General features: G+C 73.1%; 24 protein-coding genes. 17 read left to right on the top strand and 7 right to left on the bottom strand.

Annotated features, from left to right (window positions below):
* Positions 1 to 87 precede the first annotated feature (87 nt).
* On the top strand, positions 88 to 2,235 hold the full coding sequence (locus tag OIE49_RS07580; protein WP_326801663.1) for a primosomal protein N': 2,148 nt from the start codon (positions 88 to 90) through the stop codon (positions 2,233 to 2,235).
* A gap of 66 nt (positions 2,236 to 2,301) precedes the next feature.
* On the opposite strand, the gene OIE49_RS07575 is transcribed toward OIE49_RS07580, so the two are convergent.
* A complete protein-coding gene (locus tag OIE49_RS07575) occupies positions 2,302 to 2,835 on the bottom strand; it encodes a hypothetical protein (protein WP_326801662.1) in 534 nt (177 codons plus the stop codon).
* 226 nt (positions 2,836 to 3,061) lie between these two features.
* Between OIE49_RS07575 and fmt the strand changes: the two genes are divergently transcribed.
* From fmt to OIE49_RS07535, 8 genes are all read left to right on the top strand, one after another.
* Positions 3,062 to 3,994, top strand: a complete 933-nt coding sequence (fmt, locus tag OIE49_RS07570) for a methionyl-tRNA formyltransferase (RefSeq protein ID WP_326801661.1) — start codon at positions 3,062 to 3,064, stop codon at positions 3,992 to 3,994.
* A gap of 82 nt (positions 3,995 to 4,076) precedes the next feature.
* Positions 4,077 to 5,492, top strand: a complete 1,416-nt coding sequence (locus OIE49_RS07565) for an RsmB/NOP family class I SAM-dependent RNA methyltransferase (protein WP_326801660.1) — start codon at positions 4,077 to 4,079, stop codon at positions 5,490 to 5,492.
* Between the two features lie 178 nt (positions 5,493 to 5,670).
* Positions 5,671 to 6,357 carry a ribulose-phosphate 3-epimerase gene (gene rpe, locus OIE49_RS07560; protein ID WP_100567897.1) on the top strand — a complete coding sequence of 229 codons (687 nt, stop codon included), beginning with the start codon at positions 5,671 to 5,673 and terminating at the stop codon, positions 6,355 to 6,357.
* A 78-nt stretch (positions 6,358 to 6,435) separates the two neighbouring features.
* Positions 6,436 to 7,479, top strand: a complete 1,044-nt coding sequence (locus tag OIE49_RS07555; protein WP_326801659.1) for a sugar-binding transcriptional regulator — start codon at positions 6,436 to 6,438, stop codon at positions 7,477 to 7,479.
* Between the two features lie 38 nt (positions 7,480 to 7,517).
* Positions 7,518 to 7,919 (top strand): ribonuclease domain-containing protein, encoded by a 402-nt coding sequence (locus OIE49_RS07550; protein ID WP_326801658.1) that lies wholly within the window; start codon positions 7,518 to 7,520, stop codon positions 7,917 to 7,919.
* Positions 7,916 to 8,245, top strand: coding sequence for a barstar family protein (locus OIE49_RS07545; protein ID WP_326801657.1), 330 nt, complete (start codon positions 7,916 to 7,918; stop codon positions 8,243 to 8,245). The genes OIE49_RS07550 and OIE49_RS07545 overlap by 4 nt, the downstream gene beginning before the upstream one ends.
* A 132-nt stretch (positions 8,246 to 8,377) precedes the next feature.
* Complete coding sequence (locus OIE49_RS07540; RefSeq protein WP_326801656.1) at positions 8,378 to 9,820, top strand: GuaB1 family IMP dehydrogenase-related protein; 1,443 nt, start codon at positions 8,378 to 8,380, stop codon at positions 9,818 to 9,820.
* A 34-nt stretch (positions 9,821 to 9,854) separates the two neighbouring features.
* Positions 9,855 to 10,307 carry an Lrp/AsnC family transcriptional regulator gene (locus OIE49_RS07535; RefSeq protein WP_326801655.1) on the top strand — a complete coding sequence of 151 codons (453 nt, stop codon included), beginning with the start codon at positions 9,855 to 9,857 and terminating at the stop codon, positions 10,305 to 10,307.
* A 191-nt stretch (positions 10,308 to 10,498) separates the two neighbouring features.
* Here the strand turns inward: OIE49_RS07535 and OIE49_RS07530 are convergent, their stop codons facing one another.
* Positions 10,499 to 10,972, bottom strand: coding sequence for a hypothetical protein (locus OIE49_RS07530; RefSeq protein WP_326801654.1), 474 nt, complete (start codon positions 10,970 to 10,972; stop codon positions 10,499 to 10,501).
* An 11-nt stretch (positions 10,973 to 10,983) separates the two neighbouring features.
* Entirely contained in the window at positions 10,984 to 11,724 is a 741-nt protein-coding gene (locus OIE49_RS07525; protein WP_326801653.1) for a GntR family transcriptional regulator, read from the bottom strand.
* A 211-nt stretch (positions 11,725 to 11,935) separates the two neighbouring features.
* On the opposite strand from OIE49_RS07525, the gene OIE49_RS07520 reads away from it, so the two are divergent.
* The 7 genes from OIE49_RS07520 (at position 11,936) to OIE49_RS07490 (ending at position 20,192) form a co-directional block, all read left to right on the top strand.
* On the top strand, positions 11,936 to 13,093 hold the full coding sequence (locus OIE49_RS07520) for an ABC transporter substrate-binding protein (RefSeq protein ID WP_326801652.1): 1,158 nt from the start codon (positions 11,936 to 11,938) through the stop codon (positions 13,091 to 13,093).
* On the top strand, positions 13,090 to 13,986 hold the full coding sequence (locus tag OIE49_RS07515; protein WP_326801651.1) for an ABC transporter permease: 897 nt from the start codon (positions 13,090 to 13,092) through the stop codon (positions 13,984 to 13,986). The genes OIE49_RS07520 and OIE49_RS07515 overlap by 4 nt, the downstream gene beginning before the upstream one ends.
* Positions 13,974 to 14,789 carry an ABC transporter permease gene (locus OIE49_RS07510; protein ID WP_326801650.1) on the top strand — a complete coding sequence of 272 codons (816 nt, stop codon included), beginning with the start codon at positions 13,974 to 13,976 and terminating at the stop codon, positions 14,787 to 14,789. Before OIE49_RS07515 ends, OIE49_RS07510 begins: the two co-directional genes overlap by 13 nt.
* Before the next feature lie 3 nt (positions 14,790 to 14,792).
* On the top strand, positions 14,793 to 15,875 hold the full coding sequence (locus tag OIE49_RS07505; protein WP_326801649.1) for an ABC transporter ATP-binding protein: 1,083 nt from the start codon (positions 14,793 to 14,795) through the stop codon (positions 15,873 to 15,875).
* 68 nt (positions 15,876 to 15,943) lie between these two features.
* Positions 15,944 to 17,428, top strand: a complete 1,485-nt coding sequence (locus OIE49_RS07500) for an HAD-IA family hydrolase (RefSeq protein WP_326801648.1) — start codon at positions 15,944 to 15,946, stop codon at positions 17,426 to 17,428.
* A 212-nt stretch (positions 17,429 to 17,640) separates the two neighbouring features.
* Entirely contained in the window at positions 17,641 to 18,429 is a 789-nt protein-coding gene (locus OIE49_RS07495; RefSeq protein WP_326801647.1) for a carbon-nitrogen hydrolase family protein, read from the top strand.
* A 50-nt stretch (positions 18,430 to 18,479) separates the two neighbouring features.
* Positions 18,480 to 20,192 (top strand): flavin monoamine oxidase family protein, encoded by a 1,713-nt coding sequence (locus OIE49_RS07490; protein WP_326801646.1) that lies wholly within the window; start codon positions 18,480 to 18,482, stop codon positions 20,190 to 20,192.
* Between the two features lie 16 nt (positions 20,193 to 20,208).
* On the opposite strand, the gene OIE49_RS07485 is transcribed toward OIE49_RS07490, so the two are convergent.
* From OIE49_RS07485 to OIE49_RS07470, 4 genes are all read right to left on the bottom strand, one after another.
* Positions 20,209 to 21,141 (bottom strand): LLM class F420-dependent oxidoreductase, encoded by a 933-nt coding sequence (locus OIE49_RS07485; RefSeq protein ID WP_326801645.1) that lies wholly within the window; start codon positions 21,139 to 21,141, stop codon positions 20,209 to 20,211.
* A 91-nt stretch (positions 21,142 to 21,232) separates the two neighbouring features.
* Entirely contained in the window at positions 21,233 to 21,910 is a 678-nt protein-coding gene (locus OIE49_RS07480) for a DUF5995 family protein (RefSeq protein ID WP_326801644.1), read from the bottom strand.
* A 124-nt stretch (positions 21,911 to 22,034) separates the two neighbouring features.
* Entirely contained in the window at positions 22,035 to 23,432 is a 1,398-nt protein-coding gene (locus tag OIE49_RS07475) for a uracil-xanthine permease family protein (RefSeq protein ID WP_326801643.1), read from the bottom strand.
* 106 nt (positions 23,433 to 23,538) lie between these two features.
* Positions 23,539 to 24,750: an MFS transporter gene (locus OIE49_RS07470; RefSeq protein WP_326801642.1), complete on the bottom strand. Its 1,212-nt coding sequence runs from the start codon at positions 24,748 to 24,750 to the stop codon at positions 23,539 to 23,541.
* Positions 24,751 to 24,883: 133 nt separating this feature from the next.
* On the opposite strand from OIE49_RS07470, the gene OIE49_RS07465 reads away from it, so the two are divergent.
* Positions 24,884 to 26,110 carry an ROK family transcriptional regulator gene (locus OIE49_RS07465; protein ID WP_326801641.1) on the top strand — a complete coding sequence of 409 codons (1,227 nt, stop codon included), beginning with the start codon at positions 24,884 to 24,886 and terminating at the stop codon, positions 26,108 to 26,110.
* Positions 26,111 to 26,173: the final 63 nt, after the last annotated feature.

Here is a 26,173-nt window from a genome sequence, read left to right as displayed (position 1 = left end):
CGCGAGACCTGAGCGAGGCCCGGACCCCATGTGGGTCCGGGCCTCGCTCGCAGTCGGTTGTCGGTCCCGTTTGGTAAGAATGCAAGCGTGAGCAGCGAGAACAGGACGGGGGACGGCGGGGCCGCGGGGGCGCCGCCGGAGCAGCTTGCGCTCATCCGGGAGACCGTGCGCAAGGCGAAGGAGCCACGGGCCAAGCCGCGCACCTGGCGCGGTGCCGAGCTCGCCGGGCGACTGCCCGTGGCGCGCGTACTGGTCGACAAGGGCGCACTGCACCTCGACCGGTACTTCGACTACGCCGTACCCGCCGAACTGGACGCGGACGCACAGCCCGGAGTGCGCGTGCGCGTGCGGTTCGGAGCCGGACGGCACCGGGTGCGTGAGGGGCGGCGCGAGGGCGGCGGACTCATCGACGGTTACCTGATCGAGCGCCGGGCCGAGTCCGACTACGCGGGGCCGCTCGCCGCGCTCGCCCAGGTCGTCTCGCCCGAGCCCGTGCTCGGCGAGGAGCTGCTCGGCCTGGCCCGGGCCGTCGCCGACCGGTACGCGGGCAGCCTCGCCGACGTGCTGCAACTCGCCGTGCCGCCGCGCAGGGCGCGCGCCGAGGATCGGCCCTCGCCCGCACCGCTGCCGCCGCCGTCGGCACCCGACGCGGGCTCCTGGGCCCGTTACGAACGGGGGGCCGCGTTCGTGCGCGCCCTGGCCGCGGGCGGCTCGCCGCGTGCCGTGTGGAACGCGCTGCCCGGACCCGAGTGGAGCGAGGAACTGGCCCGCGCCGTCGCCGCCGCGCTCGCCTCGGGCCGCGGCGCGCTCGTTGTCGTCCCGGACGGGCGGGCCGCCGCCCGGGTCGACGCCGCGCTGACGGCCCTCCTCGGCGAGGGACGGCACGCGCTGCTCACCGCCGACGCGGGTCCGGAGAAGCGGTACCGGCAGTGGCTCGCCGTACGCCGGGGCTCGGTGCGCGCCGTCGTCGGCACCCGGGCCGCCATGTTCGCGCCCGTGCGGGACCTCGGCCTGGTAGCCCTGTGGGACGACGGGGACGACAGCCACAGCGAGCAGCACGCGCCGCAGCCGCACGCCCGCGAGGTGCTGCTGCTGCGCGCCGCGCAGGACAAGTGCGGCTTCCTGCTGGGCGGTTGGAGCTGCACGGTGGAGGCGGCGCAGCTCGTCGAGAGCGGCTGGGCCGGTCCGCTCGTCGCCGCGAGGGAGCAGATGCGGCGGGCGGCTCCGCTCGTGCGCACGGTGGGCGACGCCGAACTCGCCCGGGACGAGGCCGCGCGGGCGGCCCGGCTGCCCTCGCTCGCCTGGCAGGCGGCCAGGGAAGGGCTGCGGCACGGGCCTGTGCTGGTGCAGGTGCCCCGCCGGGGCTACGTACCGCGGATGGCCTGCGCGCAGTGCCGGGAGCCCGCGCGGTGCCGGCACTGCGCGGGACCCCTCCAGGGGCAGGACGCCGGGGCGCTCGGCTGCGGCTGGTGCGGCCGGGAGGAGCCGGCCTGGCACTGCCCGGAGTGCGGCTCGTTCCGGCTGCGGGCCCAGATCGTCGGGGCGCGGCGGACCGCCGAGGAACTGGGCCGGGCGTTTCCGTCCGTGCCGGTGCGGACCTCGGGGCGCGAGCATGTGCTGGACACGGTGCCGGGGACACCGGCGCTGGTGGTCAGCACCCCGGGCGCGGAGCCGGTCGCCGAGGGCGGGTACGCGGCGGCGCTGCTCCTGGACGGCTGGGCCATGCTCGGGCGGCCCGACCTGCGCGCCGGTGAGGACGCGCTGCGGCGCTGGACAGCGGCCGCCGCGCTGGTCCGGCCCCAGCCGGAGGGCGGCACCGTGGTCGTCGTGGCCGAACCGACCCTGCGGCCGGTGCAGGCGCTGGTGCGCTGGGACCCCGTCGGCCACGCCCTGCGGGAGCTGTCCGAGCGCGCCGAACTGGGGTTCCCGCCGGTGTCCCGCATGGCGGCCGTGTCGGGTCCGGCGGAGGCGGTGTCGGACTTCCTCCGCACCGTCGAACTACCGCGGGAGGCAGAGGTGCTGGGACCCGTCCCGCTGCCGGTCACGCCTGCCGGCCGCCCCCGCCGCTCCGGCGCGCCCCCACCCGGCGAGCACTGGACGCGCGCCCTGATCCGCGTTCCGCCCGGCACCGGGGCCGCCTTGGCCTCCGCCCTGAAGTCCGCCCAGGCGACCCGCCTGGCCCGCGGAACCGCCGAACCGATCTGGATCCGCATCGACCCACCGGACATCGGCTGACACTTCCGCCTGTGCCCTCCCGGGGGTGCCGGCCGGGAGGGCACAGGCGGCCGGGGGAAAGGGGTGTCAGCCGTTGCGAGGGCCGGGGAAGGCGGTGGGGCGGGGGTCGTCGCGGAGGACCGGGCTGCCGGCCGTCGGCTGGGTCGGCATGGAGCGGGCCGCGGGGACCGTGGGGATGCCGGCGCCGACATTGACCGCGCGGGTGCCCGCCGGGTCCGGATCCCGCTCGGCCTCGGCCGCCGCCTGGGCCGCAGCGCGGCGGGCGCCGTAGCGCCGGTGGACCGCCTGCTTGGTGACACCGAGGGCCGAGCCGACGGCGTCCCACGAGAAGCCGAGCGAGCGGTCGAAGTCCACGGCGGCCGTCACCAGGGTCTCGACGCTGTCCCGCAGCTCCTGGGCGAGACGGACGGTCGGGGCGGGGGCACGTCCGTAGACGACGAAGCCCGTGGAGGGGCCGGAGCGGCGCGGGCGGTAGACGTTGCCAAGCTGGGCGCTGAGCGTGCGCAGCGCGTCCACCTGCCGGCGGACCCGCTCGATGTCCCGCACCAGCAAGTGAAGGCTGGCCCGGGCCTGGGCGTCGTGGGTTGCGTGGTCGGCCATGAACAAGCCTCTCGAACCGGCGTTGAAAGGAATCGGGCCGAACAGCGGCCCGCTGTGGTCAACTCTTTCTTGACCAACGCGCTCGCGCTCCACGGGTCACGGTGTGGGGGCGTAGGGATACATACGTACGCCCCTGTGCGCCGGACGCGCGCTGCGCGGCCAGTACGTGGTCATAGACTGGTGCGCTGCCCGCCGTCCACCCCGCCCGAGAGGCCCAAGCCACCCCATGAAGCTCGTCTTCGCCGGTACCCCCGAGGTCGCCGTTCCCGCTCTGGACGCACTGCTCGCCTCCGGGCGGCACGAGGTGGCCGCCGTCGTCACCAGGCCCGACGCACCGGCCGGGCGCGGACGCAGGCTGGTCGCGAGCCCGGTGGCCGAACGGGCGGAGGAGGCCGGGATCGAGGTGCTCAAGCCGCTCAAGCCGCGGGACCCGGAGTTCCTGGAGCGGCTGAGGGAGATCGCCCCGGACTGCTGCCCGGTCGTCGCCTACGGCGCCCTGCTGCCCAGGGTGGCCCTCGACATCCCCGCCCACGGCTGGGTCAACCTGCACTTCTCGCTGCTGCCCGCCTGGCGCGGCGCCGCCCCCGCGCAGCACTCGCTCATGGCCGGGGACGAGATCACCGGCGCCTCCACCTTCCTCATCGAGGAAGGACTCGACTCCGGCCCGGTCTACGGCACCGTCACCGAGATGATCCGGCCCACCGACACCAGCGGCGACCTGCTCACCCGGCTCGCCCTCGCCGGCGCCGGGCTGCTCGCCGCGACCATGGACGGCATCGAGGACGGCACCCTCAAGGCCGTGCCGCAGCCGGCCGAGGGGATCACCCTCGCCCCCAAGATCACCGTCGAGGACGCCCGGGTCGACTGGACGGCCCCCGCCCTGCGCGTGGACCGCGTGGTACGCGGCTGCACACCGGCGCCCGGCGCCTGGACCACGTTCCGCGGCGAGCGGCTCAAGCTGATCCACGCCGCCCCGGCGCCGCAGCGCACCGACCTCGCCCCGGGCGCGCTCGCCGTCGGCAAGAACGACGTCCACGTCGGCACCGGCTCGTACGCCGTCGAGCTGCTGTGGGTGCAGGCGCAGGGCAAGAAGCCGATGCGGGCGGCGGACTGGGCGCGCGGTGCGCGCATCGCCGAGGGCGAGACCCTCGGGGGCTGACCGGGCGGCACGGACCGGGACGTAGGCTGGGAGCACCGCGTGCCCGAGCGCGGCGCACCCAGACAACCGGAGCACCTTTTTCGTGAGCGACACCCGTCGGCCCCGCAGGCCCGCCAAGCCCTACCGCCGGCCCCAGAAGGACCCCGTCCGTATTCTCGCCTTCGAGGCGCTGCGCGCCGTGGACGAGCGGGACGCCTACGCCAACCTCGTCATGCCCCCGCTGCTGCGCAAGGCACGCGAGAAGGGCGATTTCGACGGCCGTGACGCCGCGCTGGCCACCGAGCTGGTGTACGGCACGCTGCGCCGCCAGGGGACGTACGACGCGGTCATCGAGGCCTGCATCGACCGCCCGCTGCGGGAGGTGGACCCGCCCGTCCTGGACGTGCTGTCGCTCGGCGCCCACCAGCTGCTCGGAACGCGCATCCCGAGCCACGCCGCGGTGTCCGCCACCGTCGAGCTCGCCCGGGTCGTCCTCGGCGACGGGCGGGCCAAGTTCGTCAACGCCGTGCTCCGCAAGGTCGCGCAGAACGACCTCGACGGATGGCTGGAGAAGGTCGCCCCGCCCTACGACGACGACCCCGAGGACCACCTCGCCGTCGTCCACTCCCACCCCCGCTGGGTCGTCTCCGCCCTGTGGGACTCCCTCGGCGGCCCACGCGCCGGGATCGAGGACCTGCTGGAGGCCGACAACGAGCGGCCGGAGGTCACGCTGGTCGCCCGGCCCGGACGGGCCACCACCGAGGAACTGCTGCGCGAGGAGGCCGCGGTGCCGGGCCGCTGGTCGCCGTACGCGGTGCGGCTGACCGAGGGTGGCGAACCCGGCGCCGTGGACGCGGTACGGGAGGGCCGGGCCGGCGTCCAGGACGAGGGCAGCCAGCTCGTCGCGCTCGCCCTGGCGAACGCGCCCCTCGACGGCCCCGACGGCAAGTGGCTCGACGGATGCGCGGGCCCCGGCGGCAAGGCGGCCCTGCTGGCCGCGCTGGCCGCCGAGCGCGGAGCCGTCCTGCTCGCCTCCGAGAAGCAGCCCCACCGGGCCGGGCTCGTGGCCAAGGCACTGGCGGGCAACCCCGGTCCGTACCAGGTGATCGCCGCCGACGGCACGCGCCCCGCCTGGCGGCCCGGCAGTTTCGACCGTGTCCTGGTCGACGTCCCCTGCACCGGCCTCGGTGCACTGCGCAGGCGTCCCGAGGCCCGGTGGCGGCGCCGACCGGAGGACCTGGACAGCTTCGCCCCGCTCCAGCGCGGCCTGCTGCGCACGGCCCTGGAGTCGGTGCGCGTCGGCGGTGTGGTCGGCTACGCGACCTGCTCCCCGCACCTGGCCGAGACCCGTGCCGTGGTCGGCGACGTGCTCAAGCAGTTCCCCGAGACCGAGCTGATCGACGCCCGCCCCCTGCTGCCGGGCGTCGGGGCCCTCGGCGACGGCCCCGACGTACAGCTGTGGCCGCATCTGCACGGAACCGACGCGATGTACCTGGCCCTGATCCGCCGTACCGGCTGACCGGCCCCGCCGCCTCGCGGACCCTCCCGTGGAGCGAGCCCTTCGTGGGGCGGGCCGTACCCGGTCCGCTCCCGCGGAGGGCGGCCTTGTTCGGGCGCCATCGCCGCCGTCTCCCGGATTCGGATTCCAGTGGGGTACCGGGGCGGACCGGAGGGCCGGGGCATGGCACGCTTGGGGCATGGCCGTGCAGATCAACCCCAGCATCCTGTCCGCCGACTTCGCGCGCCTCGCCGAGGAGGCGAAGGCGGTCGAAGGGGCCGACTGGCTCCACGTGGACGTCATGGACAACCACTTCGTCCCGAACCTCACGCTCGGCGTGCCCGTCGTGGAGTCCCTGGCCCGGGCTACGGACACCCCGCTGGACTGCCACCTGATGATCGAGCAGCCCGACCGCTGGGCGCCGCAGTACGTCGAGGCGGGCGCCTCCTCCGTGACGTTCCACGTCGAGGCGGCCGCCGCCCCCGTCCGGCTGGCCCGCGAGATCCGTGCCAAGGGCGCCCGGGCCTCGATGGCCCTCAAGCCCGCCACCCCCATCGAGCCGTACGAGGACCTGCTCCCCGAGCTCGACATGCTCCTGATCATGACGGTGGAGCCGGGCTTCGGCGGCCAGGCCTTCCTCGACATCATGCTGCCCAAGATCCGCCGCACCCGTGAGCTGATCGGCAAGCACGGCCTTCAGCTGTGGCTCCAGGTGGACGGCGGGGTGTCGGCCTCGACGATCGAGCGGTGCGCGGAGGCCGGCGCGGACGTGTTCGTCGCCGGCTCGGCGGTCTACGGTGCCGAGGACCCCGCTGAAGCGGTGCGGGCCCTGCGCGGTCAGGCGGAATCGGCCACCGCCAAGGGGTCCTGGGCATGCGGCCACTGAACAACGGCTGCGTGAACGGCAACCATCAGGGCTGATCAAGCGCGCCGCATCTGCAAGGATGAACGGTGAATCCAGAGTGTGAACAGCAGTGAGGAGATCGCCGTGTCGGGTATGTCGGCGGGCCGGTCAGCCATGCGGATGGGACCCGCTGAGCTGGTGCAGGCGGCGGCCATGGCCCGCCGTTTCTACCTCGAGGGCAAATCGAAGATCCAGATCGCCGAGGAGTTCGGCGTCAGCCGCTTCAAGGTGGCCCGGGTCCTGGAGACCGCTCTCGAACGGGATCTCGTGCGCATCGAGATCCGCGTGCCCGCCGAGCTGGACGCCGAGCGCTCCGACGCGCTCCGCGCCCGCTACGGCCTCAGGCACGCCGTCGTGGTCGAGTCCCCGGCCGAGGCAGAGGAGACGCCCGACCCCGAGAACCTCGGCGAAGTGGCCGCCGATCTGCTCGGCGAGCTCGTCGACGAGGGAGACGTGCTGGGTCTGGCCTGGGGCCGGTCCACCATCCACATGGCGGCGGCCCTGAACCGGCTGCCACCGTGCACGGTGGTGCAGCTGACCGGCGTGTACGACGCCGGGACCTCGGAGCGCGGCTCGGTGGAGGCCGTGCGCCGCGCCGCCCAGGTCTCGGGCGGCGACGCCCACCCCATCTACGCGCCGATGCTGCTGCCGGACGAGGCCACCGCGGCCGCGCTGCGCCACCAGACCGGAATCGCGCGCGCCTTCGAATACTTCGACAAGGTCACGGTCGCCTGCGTGTCCATCGGTTCCTGGGAGCCGGGCATCTCGACGGTGCACGACATGCTCAGCGACGAGGAGCGGGCCCACTACGCCTCGCTCGGCGTCGCCGCCGAGATGGCCGCGCACCTCTTCGACGCCGAGGGCCGCCGGATCGGACGGGACCTGGGGGAGCGGTGCATCACCGTCAAGGCCGACCAGTTGCGCCGTATCCCCGAGGTCGTCGCGATCGCGGGCGGGCAGCGCAAGGCGGCGGCGATCGACGCGGTGCTGCGGTCCGGCCTGGTCACCAGCCTGGTCACGGACACCTCGGCCGCGGACTATCTGATGACGGCGGGCCCCGCCCCCCGGCCCGCTCTCAACAGGGCGGATCCGGACGGCACCTGACGAGCACACGGCGGGGCGGCCGTGGGAGCATCGTCGGCATGCTGCTGCGGTTCGTCCCCCGTGTGTTCGCGGGGCTCCTCGTCACGCTCGCCGTCCTCCTGACGGGCTGCTCGCCCTCCGGGCAGGCCGGTTCCGACCCCTCCGCGCCGTCGTGGGCCCACGGGATGGCAACGATCAGCCAGTCCCGGCTGCCGGCCGAGGCCCGGCAGACCCTCGAACTCATCGACAGGGGCGGCCCCTACCCCTACCGGCAGGACAACACCGTGTTCGGCAACTTCGAGGGGCGGCTGCCCAAGGAGCCGCGCGGCTACTACCACGAGTACACGGTGCGGACCCCGGGGTCGCGCGACCGCGGGGCCAGACGCGTCGTCGCCGGTCAGGGCGGGGAGTTCTACTACACCGATGATCACTACAACACGTTCCGGGCGGTACTGAGATGAGCGAAGACCTGGCGAACCGGGTCGTGGTCACGCTGGACCTCGACGGTGTCACGGACAAGGCGGGACTGATGGACCGCGCCGTCCGTGACCTCGCGCTGCCCGACTGGTTCGGACGGAACTGGGACGCGCTGGCCGACAGCCTCGGCGACGAGACCCTCTGGCCCGCCGAGGCGGTGAAGCGCGGAATGCTGGTCGTGGTCCGGGGCTGGCAGGCGTACGCGCAGGCCAGACCGGAGGAATGGGAGATCGCCGAGGAGGTCTTCGCCTCCGCGAGGGGCGGCCGGCCCGACCTGGACGTCGCCCTCGCGCTTGGAGGTTTCTCCTAGCCGGCCGGCGGCCGGCCTGGACGTTTTGTCCGGGCAGGGCACGTTCCCCGCCATGGGAGAATGAAGTACGTGCTCTTTCCCCCTGACGGACCTGTCCGGGGGTCACCTCTGATCGACTGGGATGTGCGGCACGTGCGTTTCCTCAATGACATCCAGCCCGCGTACGACCTGACGTACGACGACGTCTTCATGGTGCCGAGCCGCAGCGCGGTCGGCTCACGTCAGGGCGTGGACCTCGGTTCCCCGGACGGCACGGGCACCACCATCCCGCTCGTCGTCGCCAACATGACCGCCATCGCCGGGCGCCGCATGGCCGAGACCGTGGCCCGCCGCGGCGGCCTCGTGGTCCTCCCGCAGGACATCCCGATCGACGTCGTCACCGACGTGATCTCCTGGGTCAAGAGCCGCCACCTGGTCCTGGACACCCCGATCGTGCTGGCCCCGCACCAGACCGTCGCCGACGCCCTGGCCCTGCTGCCCAAGCGCGCACACAACGCCGGCGTCGTCGTCGACGAGCAGCACCGGCCGGTCGGCGTGGTCACCGACCGGGACCTGACCGGCGTCGACCGCTTCACCCAGCTCGAAGTGGTCATGAGCAAGGACCTGCTCCTGCTGGACGCGGACATCGACCCGCGCGAGGCCTTCAACACCCTGGACGGGGCCAACCGCCGCTACGCGCCCGCCGTGGACAGGGACGGCAGGCTCGCCGGCATCCTCACCCGCAAGGGCGCCCTGCGCGCCACGCTGTACAGCCCGGCCACCGACGCACAGGGCAAGCTGCGCATCGCCGCCGCCGTGGGCATCAACGGCGACGTGGCCGGCAAGGCCGAGCAGCTGCTCGGCGCGGGCGTCGACACCCTCGTCATCGACACCGCGCACGGCCACCAGGAGTCGATGATCAACGCCGTCAAGCTGGTGCGCGACCTCGACCCGAGGGTGCCCGTCGCCGCCGGCAACATCGTCTCCGCCGAGGGCGTCAAGGACCTGATCCAGGCGGGCGCGGACATCGTCAAGGTCGGTGTGGGACCGGGCGCCATGTGCACCACCCGCATGATGACCGGCGTGGGCCGCCCGCAGTTCTCCGCGGTCCTGGAGTGCGCGGCCGAGGCGAGGAAGTACGGCAAGCACGTGTGGGCCGACGGCGGTGTCCGCCACCCGCGCGACGTGGCGATGGCGCTCGCCGCAGGCGCGTCCAACGTGATGATCGGCTCCTGGTTCGCGGGCACCTACGAGTCGCCGGGCGACCTCCAGCACGACGCGGGCGGCCGTCCCTACAAGGAGTCGTTCGGCATGGCCTCCGCGCGCGCGGTGCGCAACCGCACCTCCGAGGAGTCGGCGTACGACCGCGCCCGCAAGACGCTGTTCGAGGAGGGCATCTCCACCTCCCGCATGTTCCTCGACCCGGCCATGCCGGGCGTCGAGGACCTGATCGACTCGATCATCGCGGGCGTCCGCTCCTCGTGCACCTACGCCGGGGCCGGCTCCCTGGAGGAGTTCGCCGACAAGGCCATCGTCGGCATCCAGAGCGCGGCCGGCTACGCCGAGGGCAAGCCGCTGCACGCCAGCTGGAACTGAGCCCGCCGAGTACCCGAGAAGTGAACCACCGACAGTGCTGAACGATCTCGACGAACGCATCGTGCACGCCCTCGCCGAGGACGCCCGCCGCTCCTATTCGGACATCGGGCAGCTGGTCGGCCTGTCCGCGCCCGCCGTGAAGCGGCGCGTGGACCGGCTGCGCGCCACTGGGGCCATCACCGGTTTCACCGTCCGGGTCGACCCGGCGGCACTCGGCTGGGAGACCGAGGGGTTCGTCGAGATCTACTGCCGGCGCCATACTTCGCCGGAGACGATCCAGCGGGGCCTGGAGCGCTACCAGGAGGTCGTGTCCGCCTCCACCGTCACCGGTGAGGCGGACGCGATCGTCCAGGTCTTCGCGGCCGACATGCGCCACTTCGAGCGCGTCCTGGAGCGCATCGCCGGCGAGCCCTTCGTGGAACGGACGAAGTCCGTCCTGGTGCTCTCCCCCCTGCTGCGCCGCTTCTCCTCGGGCGCGCCGGGTTAGGGCCTCTCGTTTGGATCATGCCGGGCTCGCGGGGTCTGGCACCGCTCCCCCAAGCTCTTCGAGCAGGGGGTGCCCCCAGCGGTGTTGTCGTCGGTTGGCAGGGCTCCGCCCTGCCGCCCTCCTCCGCCTTGCGATCCACGGCACCAGACCCCGCTCACTGATCCGGCCTGAGCCGAACGAAAGACCCTGGGTCAGGGGCGGCAGCGCGTCGTCGACCTCCGGTCGATCGCCGAGAGCAGGCGCCGCATGCCCATCGCATGCCCGCCCGTGGCGATCACCAGCCGCCGGTAGAGGGCGCCGGCCGGGCCGGGGAAGGCGGCCCGGGTCTCGGCGCGCAGCCGCGAGCGCCCGGGACCGGCCGGTTCGAGGCGGAACGTCAGCGCGTACGACGAGAAGCGGTGGCGTCCGGCGAGGACCAGCTCCCGGCCCGTGTCGGCGGCGACCACCCGGAACCCGGGGAGAGCCGAGCCCTCCGCGAAGGGGCGCGGTCCGGACGCCGCGCGGTCCGCGCACCCGACCAGGCGGGCGTAGCGGGCCGCACCGCGACCGCGGAACGATTCCTCCAGCGCGGCGCCGAGCCCGCGCCACACGGCGTCGGTGTCCGCCGCGACGACGGTCGTGTGCTCGTCGACGTAGGGCAGCGAGGTGATTCCGGCGGCGTCCATGAAGGCCCCCTTCAGCCGGCCGTCTTGCGTGCCAAGGCGTTGTTCCCTATCGAATTGTGCACGCTGAAGCTCACCGCGTCCGGACGGTAGCGGTCGTCCGACCACTCCACGGGACGCCCCTCGCGGGTCGTCGTCACCCGGCGGACCCGCAGCAGCGGGCTCGTGCGGCGGACGCCGAGCAGTTCGGCGTCCTGGGCGCCCGCCGCGACCGCGTCGATGAGGTGTTCGCCATGGGCGAAGACCAGGCCGGTGTCCGCGTAGAGCCGTTGGGTGACGGACGCGCAGTCGGGCTCGATCGCCTCGACGGCGGGGGCGACCCAGCCGGCGTACACGGTCCGCTCCACCAGGACCGGTTCGCCGTCCAGTCCGCGTACCCGCAGAACGTGCAACACCGGTGTGCCCTCGTCCAGTTGAAGCCGGACGGCGTCCTCCTGGGCTGCCGGGCGGTACTCCTGGGCCACCACCTGCCCCGTCGCCTCCCGGCCCATGGCGCGGGCCCACTGGGCGAAGCTGCGCAGCTCGGCGAAGCTCTGGCTGCGACGGCCGGCCAGCACGACCCGGCGGGCGCCCTGCCGGGAGCCGATCAGTCCCTCGGCGGTGAGGGCCGCGACGGCCTGGCGGACCGTACCGCGTGCGACGCCGTACTGGGCGGCCAGGGCCGTCTCGGTCGGCAGCCGGCTGCCGACTGTGTACTCCTCGCGGTCGATGGCCCGCCGCAGGGCGTCGGCGATCTCCTCGTGGCGTGCCGTCATGCTTCCCCTTTGAGTCGACCGTTGTGCACAGCGTAGGCAGCCTAATCGAGTTTCAGTGCCGGTCCGGCCGGATGAGACTGTGCAGGTGAAGGGCCTTCGAGGTTTCGTCGGCGTTCACGTGCAGGACATCATCGACGGGCGTACTGAGGCCAACTTGTTCAGACAAGTTCTCCGCTCTGCCTCACCCCTCGTGCGCACTCCTGGAGAGACCGTGACCGTGTCCTTGCCGAGAACAGCCCTCCTGGGCGGCTCCCTCGCCGTCGTCGCCGCGCTCGCCCTGAGCGCCTGTGGCGCCGCCCCCGACAAGGCGTCGGCCACCGCCGACGGCAAGAGCGCCGCCACCGCCACCTCCGCCGCCGACCTCGGCGGGATGGACGCGCTGGTCGCGGCGGCCAAGAAGGAGGGCAGGCTGCACGCCATCGCGCTGCCCCGCGACTGGGCCAACTACGGCGCCCTGATCGACGGCTTCGAGAAGAAGTACGGCATCAAGATCGACGTCGAGAACCCGGACGGCTCCAGCCAGGACGAGATCAACGCCGTCACCTCCCGCAAGGGCCAGGACCGCGCCCCGGACGTACTGGACCTCGGCAGTTCCTTCGCGCTCAGCGCCGCCGCGCAGGGCCTGCTCGCCCCGTACAAGGTGGTCGCGTTCGACGACATCCCGGCCGGCCAGAAGGACCCGCAGGCCCGCTGGTACAACGACTACGGCGGCTATGTCTCCATCGGCTGCGACGCCAAGCGGGTCAAGGAGTGCCCGACCACCTTCGAGGACCTGCTCAAGCCGGAGTACAAGGGTCAGGTCGCCCTCAACGGCAACCCGACCAAGGCCGGCGCGGCCTTCGGTGGCGTCTACGCGGCCGCCCTCGCCGCCGGCGGCTCCTTCGACGACATCCAGCCCGGCATCGACTTCTTCGGCAAGCTGAGGAAGAACGGCAACTTCACCCCCGTCGAGTCCACCCCCGCCACCGTCGAGCAGGGCGAGACGCCGATCAGCATCGACTGGGACTACCTCAACGCCGGGTACGCCGACGAGTTCAAGTCCAAGGGCGTCGACTGGAAGGTGGCCATCCCCACCGACGGCCGGTACGCCCAGTTCTACTCCCAGGCCGTCAACAAGGACGCCCCGCACCCGGCCGCCGCGAGGCTGTGGCAGGAGTACCTCTACAGCGCCGAGGGCCAGAACCTGTGGCTCAAGGGCTACGCCCGCCCGGCCCTGATGCCCGCCATGGAGAAGGCCGGCACCCTCGACCGGGCCGCCGCCGCCAAGCTGCCGGAGGTCGACGGCACGCCCACCTTCCCGTCCGAGGCCCAGCAGGGCAAGGCCAAGGACGTCCTCGCGCAGGGCTGGGGCAAGGCCGTCTCCGGATGACCACCGCCCTCACGCGGGCGGACGTGGCGCCCGCCGCTTCGGTGAAGCGGCGGCGCCGCGCCCCGGGATGGCTCGCCGTCGTCCCTCTGCTCGCCTTCACCTCGCTCGCCTTCGGGCTGCCCGCCCTGGCGATGCTGAACGGCGCGTTCACCGTCCAGGACCCGGCGACGGGAGCCGAGTCCCACACCACGGCCAACCTGACGACCTCCCTGGACGGCGCCTACCTGACCGCCCTGCTCGGCAGCGTCAAGCTGTCCGCCGTGGCCGCCGGGCTCGCGGCCCTGCTCGGGCTGCCGCTCGCGCAGGCGGTCGTGACCTCCCGCTCCCGCGTGCTGCGCGAGTCCGTGCTCACCGCATCCGGAGTGCTCGCCAACTTCGGCGGCGTCCCGCTGGCGTTCGCCTTCGTCGCCACCCTCGGCAACGCCGGTGTGCTGACCCGGCACCTCGGTCTGACCGAGAAGGGCTGGGACCTGTACAGCTTCTGGGGCCTGGTGATCGTCTACCTCTATTTCCTGATCCCGCTGATGGTGCTCACCATCACTCCCGCGCTGGACGGCCTGCGCTCCCAGTGGCGGGAGGCGGCGCAGAACAGCGGTGCCACGGCCGTGCAGTACTGGCGGCACGTCGCCCTGCCCGTCCTCGCGCCGTCGCTGCTCGGCGGGCTGGTCCTGCTCTTCGGCAGCGCCTTCGCCGCCTACGCCACCGCCGCCGCCATGGTCGGCAGCTCGGTGCCGCTGGTCACCCTGCAGATCGCCGACGCCCTCTCGGGCAACGTGCTGGTCGGCCAGGAGCACGTGGCCCTCGCCCTCAGCCTCGACATGGTCCTGGTGGCGGGCCTGGTCATGGCCGTGTACCTGCCCCTGCAACGCCGGAGCGCCCGATGGCTCGCCTGAACCCGTGGCGGTGGGCCGTCCTCGGTCTTGCCGCGCTGTACTTCCTGATCCCGCTCGCCGCGTCCGTGGTGTTCACGGTCGACGTGCCGGGCCGGGGCGTCACCTTCGACGCCTACACGCGGATCGTCTCCACGGAGGGCTTCGTCTCCAGCCTGCTGCTGTCGCTGGAGCTGGCCGCCGCCACCATCGTCGTCGTGCTGCTGCTGATGGTCCCCGCCATGGTCGCGCTCCGGCTCGGCGCGTCCCGGCTGCGGCCTGTCGTCGAAGTGGTGTGTCTGCTGCCGCTGGTCGTGCCGCCGATCGCGTACGTCGCGGGGATCGCGACCGTGCTGAAGTGGGGACCCGAGTACCTGTCACGCACCCCGCTGTTCCAGACGTTCGTGGCACTGCAGGACCCGGACTTCCCCGTCGTGCTGGTCCTCGCCTACGTCGTACTGGCGCTGCCCTTCGTGTACCGGGCCCTGGACGCCGGGCTCCGCGCGATCGACGTGCGGACCCTGGTCGAGGCCGCCCGCAGCTGCGGGGCCTCCTGGCCGCAGGCACTGATCCGGTCCGTGCTGCCCAATCTGCGCGGGGCGCTGCTGAACGCCGCCTTCCTCACCCTGGCGCTGGTCCTCGGCGAGTTCACCGTGGCCCAGTTGCTGGGCTTCCGGCCCTTCGCCGTGTGGATCTTCAGCATCGGCGGCTCGCAGGCCCAGATGTCCGTCGCCGTCTCCGTGCTCAGTCTCCTTGTGACCTGGGCACTGCTTCTCGCGCTCGCCGGTGCCGGCGGACGCACCCGAACCGCTTCGTCCCGGGGATGAACCATGACCGCCACCACTCTTGAGACGACCACCACGACGCAGGCCGCCACCGTCGAATTCCGCCAACTGCGCCGGGAGTTCGGCGCCACCGTCGCCCTCGACGGACTCGACCTGACCGTGCGGCCGGGGGAGTTCCTGGCGCTGCTCGGGCCCTCCGGCTGCGGCAAGACCACCGCGCTGCGCATGCTCGCCGGGTTCGAACACCCCGACTCCGGTGAGGTGCTGGTGGACGGAGTCGACGTCACCCGCGTCCCTGCCCATCGCCGCGACGCCGGGATGGTCTTCCAGTCGTACAGCCTCTTCCCGCACCTGAGCGCCCGCGACAACGTCGCATTCGGACTGCGGATGCGCAAGGTGCGTACGGCCGAACGCCGGTCCCGTGCCGCGGAGTTGCTGGAGCTGGTGGGCCTCGCCGACAAGGGCGACCGATTCCCGCACCAGCTCTCCGGCGGTCAGCAGCAGCGGATCGCGCTGGCCCGCGCGCTCGCCCTGCGCCCCCGGGTCCTGCTCCTCGACGAGCCGCTGTCGGCCCTCGACGCGAAGGTCCGGCTGACCCTGCGCGAGGAGATCCGCAGGCTCCAGCAGGAACTCCGCATCACCACCCTGTTCGTGACGCACGACCAGGAGGAGGCCCTGTCGATCGCCGACCGGGTCGCCGTGATGCGCGCCGGGCGGCTCGAACAGTGCGCGCCTCCGGGCGAGTTGTACAACCGCCCCGCGACCGCTTTCGTCGCCGAGTTCGTCGGCACGATGAGCCGGATCCCGGGCCGGCTGTCCGACGGCGGCGTCGAGGTGCTCGGGCAGCGGCTGCCGGTCGACGGTGCGGCGCCCGCGGCGAGCGAGGTGGACGTGCTCGTGCGGCCCGAGGCAGTCCAGGTGCGGGCGGCCGAGGACGGCGGCGCGCGGGTGGCCGCCACCGCTTTCCTCGGTGCGACCGTCCGGATCACCGTCAGGCTGGCGGACGCCACCGAGGTGAAGGCCGACCTGCCCGCGCACGAGGCCGCCGGGCTCGCGGCAGGCACCGCCGTGAGCGTGTCGCTGCCCGAGCGGCCCGTCCTTGTGGCGGAGCGCCCGCGGGAGTCGTGAAGCCCCAGCTGTGAGACAGCCAGTCGTGAAGAACCGGTCCTGAAGAACCCGCTGTGAAAGAGAACCACGTGACCCCCTGCCCCCGGCTCCCCCTCCAGGCCGTCCTGTTCGACATGGACGGCACGCTCGTCGACACCGAGCGGCTGTGGTGGGAGGCGGTGGAACACGTCGCCGGCAGACCCCTGACCGAGGCGGACCAGCCAGAGGTGCTCGGCCGCCCCGTCGAGCACACGGCGGGCTGGCTGGCCGCGGCCTGCGGCGCACCGGCCGCGGACGTGGCCCGTGAACTGCACCGGGAGTTCACCGACCGCGTCCGCACCGGCACCGTGCCCCGCCCCGGCGCCCTCGACCTGCTCGACGCCCTCGCCCGGGAGGGCGTACCCACCGCCCTGGTGACCGCGTCGCCCCGCACCGTCGCCGACATCGTGCTCGGCGTCCTCGGCCCCGGGCGCCTGACGGTGTCCGTCACCGCCGACGACACCGACCGCACCAAGCCCGCGCCCGACCCCTACCTCGCCGCCTGCCGCGCCCTGGGTGTCGACCCCGCCGCCTGCGTGGCCGTCGAGGACACGCAGACCGGCGTCAGCTCCGCCGAGGCGGCCGGGTGCGCGGTGCTCGCCGTGCCGTCGCTCGCCCCCATCGACGCGGCACCCGGACGCAGGCTGCGCGAGAGCCTGACCGGCGTCACCCCCGAGGAGCTGTCCGCCATGGTGAGCGGCGAACTGCGGGTGATGAGCTGGAACCTCTGGCTCGGCGGGAGCAAGGTCGACGACCACCGGGCCAAGCAGCTCGAGGCGATCCTGGAGTGCGGTGCGGACGTCGTGGGCCTGCAGGAGACCGGGGGCACCGCGGCCCAGGAACTCGCCGGGGAACTCGGCTGGTACCACCACCGGGCCGGCGAGAACCTCGGCGTCATCAGCCGCCACCCGATCACCGCGCACCTCGGCGACCCGGACGTCGGGTTCTACGGCGCCGCCGGGGTCCGTATCGCGCTCGCGCCGGGCCGCGAGGTCGACGTCTGGACGGCCCACCTGCACTACACGCCCTACGGCCCGTACGAGTCGGCCTTCGACGGGCTCGCGGCGGACCTGCTGATCGCCCACGAGGAGGTGCGTTTGGCGCAGATGCGCGACGCCCTGCGCCGGATCGACGAGGAGGGCGACCCGGCCGTACCGGTCGTCCTGGCCGGTGACTTCAACTGTCCCTCCCACCTGGATCGGCCGGACGTCGCCTGGCCGGTGACGAAGGCGGCCGAGGAGGCGGGGCTGCGCGACTCCTACCGCGAGGCCCGTCCGGACCCGGCCGCCGACCCGGGGCACACCTGGTCACCGATCCACCCGGTGCACGAGGACGGCAGCGGGCGGCCCGAGCCGCTGGACCGCATCGACTACGTGCTGCACCGAGGGCTGCGGGTGCTCGACTCCCGGACGTACGTCAGGGGCACCCCGAGGCCCTGGCCGGACGTGGCCGGCAACGACTGGCCCTCGGACCACGCGGCGGTCGTGACCGCCTTCAGCGTCCCAGCGGGCCACCGAGGCCGGCGCGGCGCGTAGCGAGCGCCCGGGCGGTCGGCCCGGAGCCGCTGCGGGAGCCTGCGGGACCCGTGCTGCGACCTCGTCCCGCGGGGGCGCAACGAATCGCCGTTCATCCTGGTTGTACGCAACGATTCGCTCACCGGCACGCAACGGCTCCGGCTTGTCCGCCGGAGACGGGCGAACATACGGTCTAACCGACCCCCGATGCCCCGTCCCGCTGAGGAACATCCATGCGCACCGCCCTGCTCCAGAGCTCCGGCCGTCCCGGTTCCGTCGGCGAGAACCTCAAGCTCCTCGACGCCGCCGCCGGCCGGGCCGCCGCCGCCGGGGCCGGGCTGCTGGCGACGTCGGAGCTGTTCCTGACCGGATACGCGATCGGCGACGACATCGGCCGGCTCGCCGAGGCCGCCGACGGCGACTGGGCGGACGCGGTCGCCGAACTGGCCTGCCGGCACGGACTGGCCGTCGCCTACGGCTACCCGGAGCGGGACGGCGAGACGGTCCACAACTCCGTCCAGCTGATCTCCGCCGACGGCACCCGCCTCGCCAACTACCGCAAGACGCACCTGTTCGGCGACTTCGAGCACGCCCAGTTCACACCGGGCGAGCAGCCGGTCGTCCAGGCCGAGCTGAACGGACTGACCGTCGGCCTGATCATCTGCTACGACGTGGAGTTCCCGGAGAACGTACGCGCCCACGCCCTGGCCGGCACCGACCTCCTCGTCGTCCCGACGGCGCTGATGCACCCGTTCCAGTTCGTCGCCGAATCCCTGGTCCCGGTGCGCGCCTTCGAGAACCAGATGTACATCGCCTACGTCAACCGGGCCGGAACCGAGGGCGAGTTCGAGTTCGTCGGGCTCTCCGCCCTGGCCGGCCCGGACGGGGCGGCCCGCACCCGCGCCGGACGGTCCGAGGAACTGGTCCTCGCGGACGCCGACCCCGCGTTCCTCGCCGCCTCCCGCGAGACCAACCCGTATCTGGAGGGCCGCCGCCCCGGCCTCTACGGGTCCCTCGTCTGAACCACCCGAACCCCCCACCCCAGTACTTTCGCGCAAGGAGTCCGTACCCCATGACGTCCACGGTGCCCAACGCCGTCGAGCACGCAGACGAGCAGCAGCCGCCGATCACCATGTTCGGCCCGGACTTCCCGTACGCGTACGACGACTTCCTCGCCCACCCGGCGGGCCTCGGCCAGGTCCCCGCGACCGAGCACGGCACCGAGGTCGCGATCATCGGCGGCGGCCTGTCCGGCATCGTCGCCGCCTACGAGCTGATGAAGATGGGCCTCAAGCCCGTCGTCTACGAGGCCGACCGGATCGGCGGCCGGCTGCGCACCGTCGGTTTCGAGGGCTGCGACGAGTCGCTGACCGCCGAGATGGGCGCCATGCGCTTCCCGCCGTCCTCGACCGCCCTCCAGCACTACATCGACCTGGTGGGCCTCGAGACCCGGCCCTTCCCCAACCCGCTGGCCGAGGCGACCCCGTCGACCGTCGTCGACCTCAAGGGCGAGTCGCACTACGCCGAGACCATCGACGACCTGCCGCAGGTCTACCGGGACGTGGCGGACGCCTGGAACAGATGCCTGGAGGAGGGCGCCGACTTCTCCGACATGAACCGCGCCCTGCGCGAGCGCGATGTGCCGCGCATCCGCGAGATCTGGTCCCGGCTGGTCGAGAAGCTCGACAACCAGACCTTCTACGGTTTCCTGTGCGACTCCGAGGCCTTCAGATCCTTCCGGCACCGGGAGATCTTCGGTCAGGTCGGCTTCGGCACCGGCGGCTGGGACACCGACTTCCCCAACTCCATCCTGGAGATCCTGCGCGTCGTCTACACCGAGGCCGACGACCACCACCGCGGCATCGTGGGCGGCTCGCAGCAACTGCCTCTGCGGCTGTGGGAGCGCGAGCCGGAGAAGATCGTCCACTGGCCCTACGGCACGTCGCTGAAGTCCCTGCACGTGGACGGCGAACCGCGCCCCGCGGTCACCCGGCTGCACCGCACCGCGAACAACCGCATCACGGTGACGGACGCGAACGGCGACATCCGTACCTACCAGGCGGCCATCTTCACCGCCCAGTCCTGGATGCTGCTGTCCAAGGTCCAGTGCGACGACGCGCTCTTCCCGATCGACCACTGGACCGCGATCGAGCGCACCCACTACATGGAGTCCAGCAAGCTGTTCGTGCCCGTGGACCGGCCCTTCTGGCTGGACAAGGCCGTCGACGACAAGGGCGAGCCGACCGGCCGGGACGTGATGTCGATGACGCTCACCGACCGCATGACCCGCGGCACCTACCTGCTTGACGACGGCCCGGACAGGCCCGCCGTCATCTGCCTCTCCTACACCTGGTGCGACGACAGCCTGAAGTGGCTGCCGCTGTCCGCGAACGAGCGGATGGAGGTCATGCTGAAGTCACTGTCGGAGATCTATCCGAACGTGAACATCCGCAAGCACGTCATCGGCAGCCCGGTGACCGTGTCCTGGGAGAACGAGCCCTACTTCATGGGCGCGTTCAAGGCCAACCTGCCCGGCCACTACCGCTACCAGCGGCGCCTGTTCACCCACTTCATGCAGGACCGGCTGCCCGAGGACAAGCGGGGTGTCTTCCTCGCCGGCGACGACATCTCCTGGACGGCCGGGTGGGCCGAGGGTGCCGTGCAGACCGCGCTGAACGCGGTCTGGGGCGTCATGCACCAGTTCGGCGGCGGCACCGACCCGGCCAACCCCGGCCCCGGCGACGTCTACGACGAGATCGCCCCGGTCGAACTCCCGGAGGACTGAGAGGAGTTGAGGGCGGTCACACCCCGGCCGCCCGCGCAGCCCCGAACACCTCAGCGGCGACGTCCTTGAGCTCCTCGGCGTCCCGCATGCGGCCCTGCACATCGATCAGGATCTCCTCCAGGCCGATCGCCGCGTAGGCGAGGAGGTCCTCGGCGATCTGGGCCGCGTTGCCCTGGAAGGGCCGGCGCCCGGCACCGTCGTACGCCTTGGCCGAGTACGTCGCGTTCACCCGCAGCACCGTCCGGATCGGCTGCTGCCGGCCCCGCTCGGCGGCCAGGTCCCGCACCGCGTCCCACTGGCTCGCGAGCCGCTCGGCGCCGCCCGCGGCCACCGGCAGCCAGCCGTCGGCGTGCTCGACGAGCCGCTCCCTGGCCCTGCGGGTGCTCGCGGCCAGCAGGATCGGGATCGGCCGGGCCGGCTTGGGGCCCACCACGGCCGACTCGATCTTCGTGATACGGCCGTCGTAGCGCACCGGGTCGGGCCCCCACACGGCCCTGCAGACGTCGATCACCTCGTCCAGCACCCGGCCGCGCTCCTTGATCGGCCGGATCCCCGTCGCCGCGTACTCGTCCACGGACCAGCCCGTGCCGAAGCCGGCGATCACCCGGCCGCCCGAGGCCGCGTCCAGCGAGGCGAGGGACCGGGCGAGCTGGAACGGCACGTGCAGCGGCGCGACCAGCACGCTGGTGCCCAGCCCGACCCGCTCGGTGACCGCCGCGGCCAGGGCGAGGGTGACCAGCGGGTCGGCCACGTGCCGGTAGGAGTCGGGCCAGGGCACGCCCTCCATGCCGTACAGCCCCTGCGTGGCGGGCTCCGGGAACAGGGCCCGCTCGTAGACCCACACGCTGTCGTAGCCGATGCGCTCCACGGCGCGTGCCACGTCGGGCACGTCCCTGCCGAGGTCGTACTGACGGTTCTGCGGAAGACCGATTCCCAGCCGGGTCGCCATGACGGTGCGCTCCTTCGTGATCGTCCGTGTCCCGTGGTCAACGTACAGTGATCATGAGGCTGTTCCGGGAAGGTGCCCGTGGATGTCCGGATCAGCCGGACAGCGGAGTGAGCATCATGCGGCAGTCGAAGCCGACCGCCGCGTCCAGCCGCCGGGCGAACTCCTCGGCCACGTCGGGCAGTCGGCGCAGCGCCCACAGCGCCCGCGCGGCCGACCAGCTCGCCTCCCGCGCCCGCTCCAGGTCCCATGAGCCGAGCAGGTGGGTGAGCGGGTCGGTGATCCGGAGCAGTTCGGGACCGGGCGTCAGATCCTCGCGGACGCGCTCCTCCAGCGCCAGGAGGAAGTCACCGACGCGGTCGAACTCGCTCTCCAGGTCGGCCGGTTCGCACCGCGCCGCCCGGCAGGCGTCCACCACGGCGAGGGCCAGGTCGTGGCCGATGTGGGCGTGGAGGCCCGCCAGCGCGAACTGCGCCGGCCGTACCCCGGGGTGCCGGCGGAACTGGAGCACCGGCCGCCAGCAGGCGGGTGTCCGCCGCGTGTCGGCGGCCGTGTCCACGGCGGCGAGGTACCGCCCGGCGAGCGGCGCGTCCAGCGTGGTCGCCGGCCATCGGCGGGCCGCCTCGGTGACGGCGAGGTACACACGGTGGAAGACCGCGATCCCGTCGCGCTCGGGCAGCGCGGCGGCCAGGTCGCGCATCCGGACGACCGTCGCGTCCACCGCGTCGCCTGTGCCCGGACCGCCCTGGGCGGGTTGTACCGATTGCCCCATGGGGGCAGCGTCCCAGGCCCGGGCCGGGCCGGGCGCCGACGGGCCCGGCGCTTCCCCGGAACGAGGGAACGCGCCCGCCGGCGGACCGGGCGGGGCGCTCCCACGGGGCGGGCCGGGCGGTGGCCTACGAGGCCGGCCCGGTGCCCTCGGCCTCCTCGCCGTACGACGACGTGCCCTCGTCCAGCAGCGGCTCCTGCCGCTTGAGGTGGGCCGGCGCGAAAGCGCGCAGCGCGTGGTAGCCGGTGATGACGACCAGGGTGCCGAGCGCGATGCCGCTGAGGGAGAAGGTGTCGCTGAACTTCAGGCTGACGTTGCCGACGCCGATGATGATGCCCGCCGCGGCCGGCACCAGGTTCAGCGGATTGCGCAGGTCGACCTTGGCGTTGATCCAGATCTGCGCGCCGAGCAGACCGATCATGCCGTACAGGATGACGGTGATGCCGCCGAGGACACCGCCCGGGATCGCGGCCACTATCGCGCCGAACTTGGGGCAGACGCCGAACAGCAGCGCGAAGCCCGCGGCGGCCCAGTACGCGGCGGTGGAGTAGACGCGGGTCGCGGCCATCACGCCGATGTTCTCGGAGTAGGTGGTGTTCGGCGGACCGCCCACCGCGGTCGACAGCATGGAGGCCACACCGTCCGCCGAGATCGCGGTGCCGAGCTTGTCGTCCAGCGGGTCGCCGGTCATCTCGCCGACCGCCTTCACATGCCCCGCGTTCTCCGCGACCAGCGCGATGACGACGGGCAGTGCCACGAGGATCGCCGACCACTGGAAGCTGGGCCCGTGGAAGGACGGCAGCCCGATCCAGTCGGCCTTGCCCACACCCGAGAGGTCCAGGCGCCAGTGGTCGGTGAGCCTGCCGCCCGCGTCCACGGAGTGGATCTTTCCGAGGACCCGGTCGAACACCCAGGAGATGCCGTAGCCGAAGACCAGCCCGAGGAAGATCGCGATCCGGGACCAGAAGCCGCGCAGGCACACGACGGCCAGTCCGGTGAACAGCATGACGAGCAGGGCCGTCCACTGGTCCTGCGGCCAGTAGGTGGAGGCGGTGACGGGAGCGAGGTTGAAGCCGATCAGCATGACGACCGCGCCGGTGACGATCGGCGGCATCGCGGCGTGGATGATCCGTGCCCCGAAGCGCTGGACGGCGAGACCGACCAGGAACAGCGCGGCACCGACGACGAAGACCGCGCCGGTCACGGTGGCGCTGGTGCCGCCCTGCGCCCGGATGACCGCGGCGACGCCCACGAAGGAGAGCGAGCAGCCCAGATAGCTGGGCACCCGGCCGCGGGTGGCGAGCAGGAAGATCACGGTCGCGACGCCCGACATCATGATCGCGAGGTTGGGGTCGAGGCCCATGAGCACGGGGGCGACGAAGGATGCGCCGAACATGGCCACGACGTGCTGGGCGCCGAGTCCTGCCGTGCGGGGCCAGGAGAGTCGTTCGTCGGGCCGTACCACCGCTCCGGGTGCGGGCGTGCGCCCGTCACCGTGCAGCTTCCAGCGCACGCCGAGGTCCATGGTGGGATTTCGCTTTCTCTGTACGTGGAGCCTGTCCGCACCATTGTCGGGGGTGCCGGAGGGTCCCGTCCCCACCCGCCCCTGCTCAGCGCCGTTGAGGCCCCGCTCAGGGCCGCGGGTCGGGCACCGCGGTGCTGGCGGGGCCGATCTTCGTCCGGTTCCGGTCGCCGGCCCTGAGCACTCCCGCGAAGGCGACCAGACCGCACGCGAGGAGGGTCACCAGGCCGAAGGAGACCACCAGGCTGGTCGCCTGGGCCAGTCCGCCGATCGCGCTCGGCGCGACGAGCCCCGAGGTGTACGTGATGGTCGCGACACCGGCGATGGCCTGGCTGGGGTTCGGGCCACTGCGGCCGGCCGCGGCGAAGCACAGCGGTACGACGACCGCGATACCGAGGCCCATCAGCGCGAACCCGGTCATCGCCACCGCCGGATGGCCCCCGGTGACGACGAGCAGGCCGCCGAGGACCGCCAGCACGCCGCTCGCCCGCACCGTGCGCACGGCGCCGAACCGGTCCACCACTCGGTCGCCCGCGATCCGTGCGATCGCCATGGTGAGGGTGAAGCCCGTGGTGCAGGCCGCCGCGAGCCCGGCCGAGGTCTCCAGCTGGTGCCGCAGATAGACCGCCGACCAGTCCAGGCTGGCGCCCTCCGCGAACACCGCGCAGAACCCGATCGCGCCGATCAGCAGCGCCGACTTCGGCGGCAGCGCGAACCGGGGCGGCGGCTCCTCGTCCTGTGCGGGCTGGAGGTCAAGCACCCAGGTGCAGGCGGCCACGCCCAGCACGGTCAGCACGGCGGCGGCCAGCAGATGGTGCAGCCGCGCGTCCGAGCCGAGGTGCGCGGCCACCGTGCCGGCCGCCGACCCGACCAGGGCGCCCGCGCTCCACATGCCGTGCAGGCCCGACATGATCGAGCGGTCGAGCCGGTTCTCGACCTCCACCCCGAGGGCGTTCATCGCGACGTCCGCCATGCCCGCCGTGGCGCCGTAGAGGAAGAGGCCGAGGCACAGGGTCAGGAGGTTCGGCGCGAGGGAGGGCAGGACGAGGGCGAGCGTCCACAGCGCGATCAGGCCGCGCAGCGCGTTGCGGGCGCCGAAGCGGTGGCTGATGCCGCCCGCGAGCGGCATCGCGAGGGACGCGCCGAGCGCCGGGAAGGCCAGCGCGAGGCCGAGCTGCCCGGCGCTGACCCCGGCGTGGTCCTGGATCCACGGCACACGGGTCGCGAACGAGCCGGTGACGGCGCCGTGCACGGCGAAGACGGCCGCCACGGCGTACCGGGCGCGCCGTACCTCACGATGTTCGTAGACCACTGCACTCATTGTCCGGCCCCTCCCGGGCTGACCGTCGTTGCCCCTCGCGCTCTCGCGCCGACGTAAACTATCAGGGAACCTGCCTGATAGATAGCCGACATCGCGGACGGCAGCAGCCCGCAGATCTGGGAGGATTCCCGGCATGCCCGCATCACCGAGCACCGCCCGGGCCATCAACGACCGGCTCGCCCTGCGGCTGCTTCAGCAGCAAGGACCCTTGACGGCAGGGCAGTTGAAGCAGCTCACCGGTCTGTCCCGGCCCACCGTCGCCGACCTCGTCGAGCGGCTGACGGCCTCCGGCCTGATCTCCGTGGTCGGTGAGTCCGGCGAGCAGCGGCGCGGGCCCAACGCGCGGCTGTACGGCATCGTCGCCGACCGCGCCCATCTGGCCGCCCTCGACGTCCGCACGGACAGCGTGTCCGTGACCGTCGCCGACCTGCTGGGCCGGGAACTGGCCGCGGAGTCCGTGCCGATCGGTGGCGACGCGGGCACCGGGCCAGCGCTGGAGCAGGCGGTCGGTCTGGTGGAGCGGGTGGTCAAGGAGGCGGGGGCGGAGCGGCTGCACACGGTCGGCATCGGCGCGCCGGGTCTGATCGATCCGGTCACCGGTGAACTCCGCGACTCCACGGGACTGCCCGAATGGCACCGCCGGCTGGTGGCCGCCCTGCAGGAGCGGCTGCGGGGGGCCCGGGTCATCGTCGAGAACGAGACCAACCTCGCGGCGCTGGCCGAGCAGCGCGACGGGGCCGCCCGGGGCCGGGACACGTTCGTCCTGCTGTGGCTCGGCCACGGCACCGGCGCGGCCGTCGTCCTGGACGGAGCCCTGCGCCGCGGTGCCTCCGGAGGCACCGGCGAGATCGGCTTCCTGCCCGTCCCGGGCACCGAGGGACTGCCCTCGGCGACGGGCTGCGCGGACGGCTTCCACTCCCTGGCCGGCGCCGCGGCGGTGACGGAACTGGCCGAGCGGCACGGGCTGTCGGCGGACGGAACCGGCTCGGACCGCGCGGAGGGAACGGGTGCGGAGCCGGTCGCGGCGGAACTGGTGCGGGCGGCGGCACGGGCGACCACGGGGACCGCCGGCTCCGCGGCGGCCTCGCGCTTCCTCGACGCCCTGGCCGACCGCGTCGTCCTCGGGGTGGCCTCGGTGGTGGCCGTTCTCGATCCCGGATGCGTGGTCCTCGGGGGCGAGATCGGGCAGGCCGGCGGAGACGCGCTCGCCGCGCGCGTGGCGGAGCGCGTGGCCCGGATGTCGCCGCTGCCCACCGAGGTGAGGGCGGGCACGCTCGGCGGCCGTGCGGTACTGCGCGGCGCGCTCGTGACCGCCCGCGACCGCGCCCAGGACGACCTGTTCGCCCCACCTGAGCGTTGAGGCCGCCTGGAGTCGGCTCGGCATCGCCCGGAGTCGGCTTGGCATCGCCTGGAAGTCGGTTCG

It is taken from the genome of Streptomyces sp. NBC_01788 (assembly GCF_035917575.1).
In the GTDB taxonomy this organism is placed as follows: Bacteria; Actinomycetota; Actinomycetes; order Streptomycetales; family Streptomycetaceae; genus Streptomyces.
The sequence above is the reverse complement of the archived record's forward strand: the minus strand, read 5'-3'. Positions and strand labels throughout refer to the sequence as shown.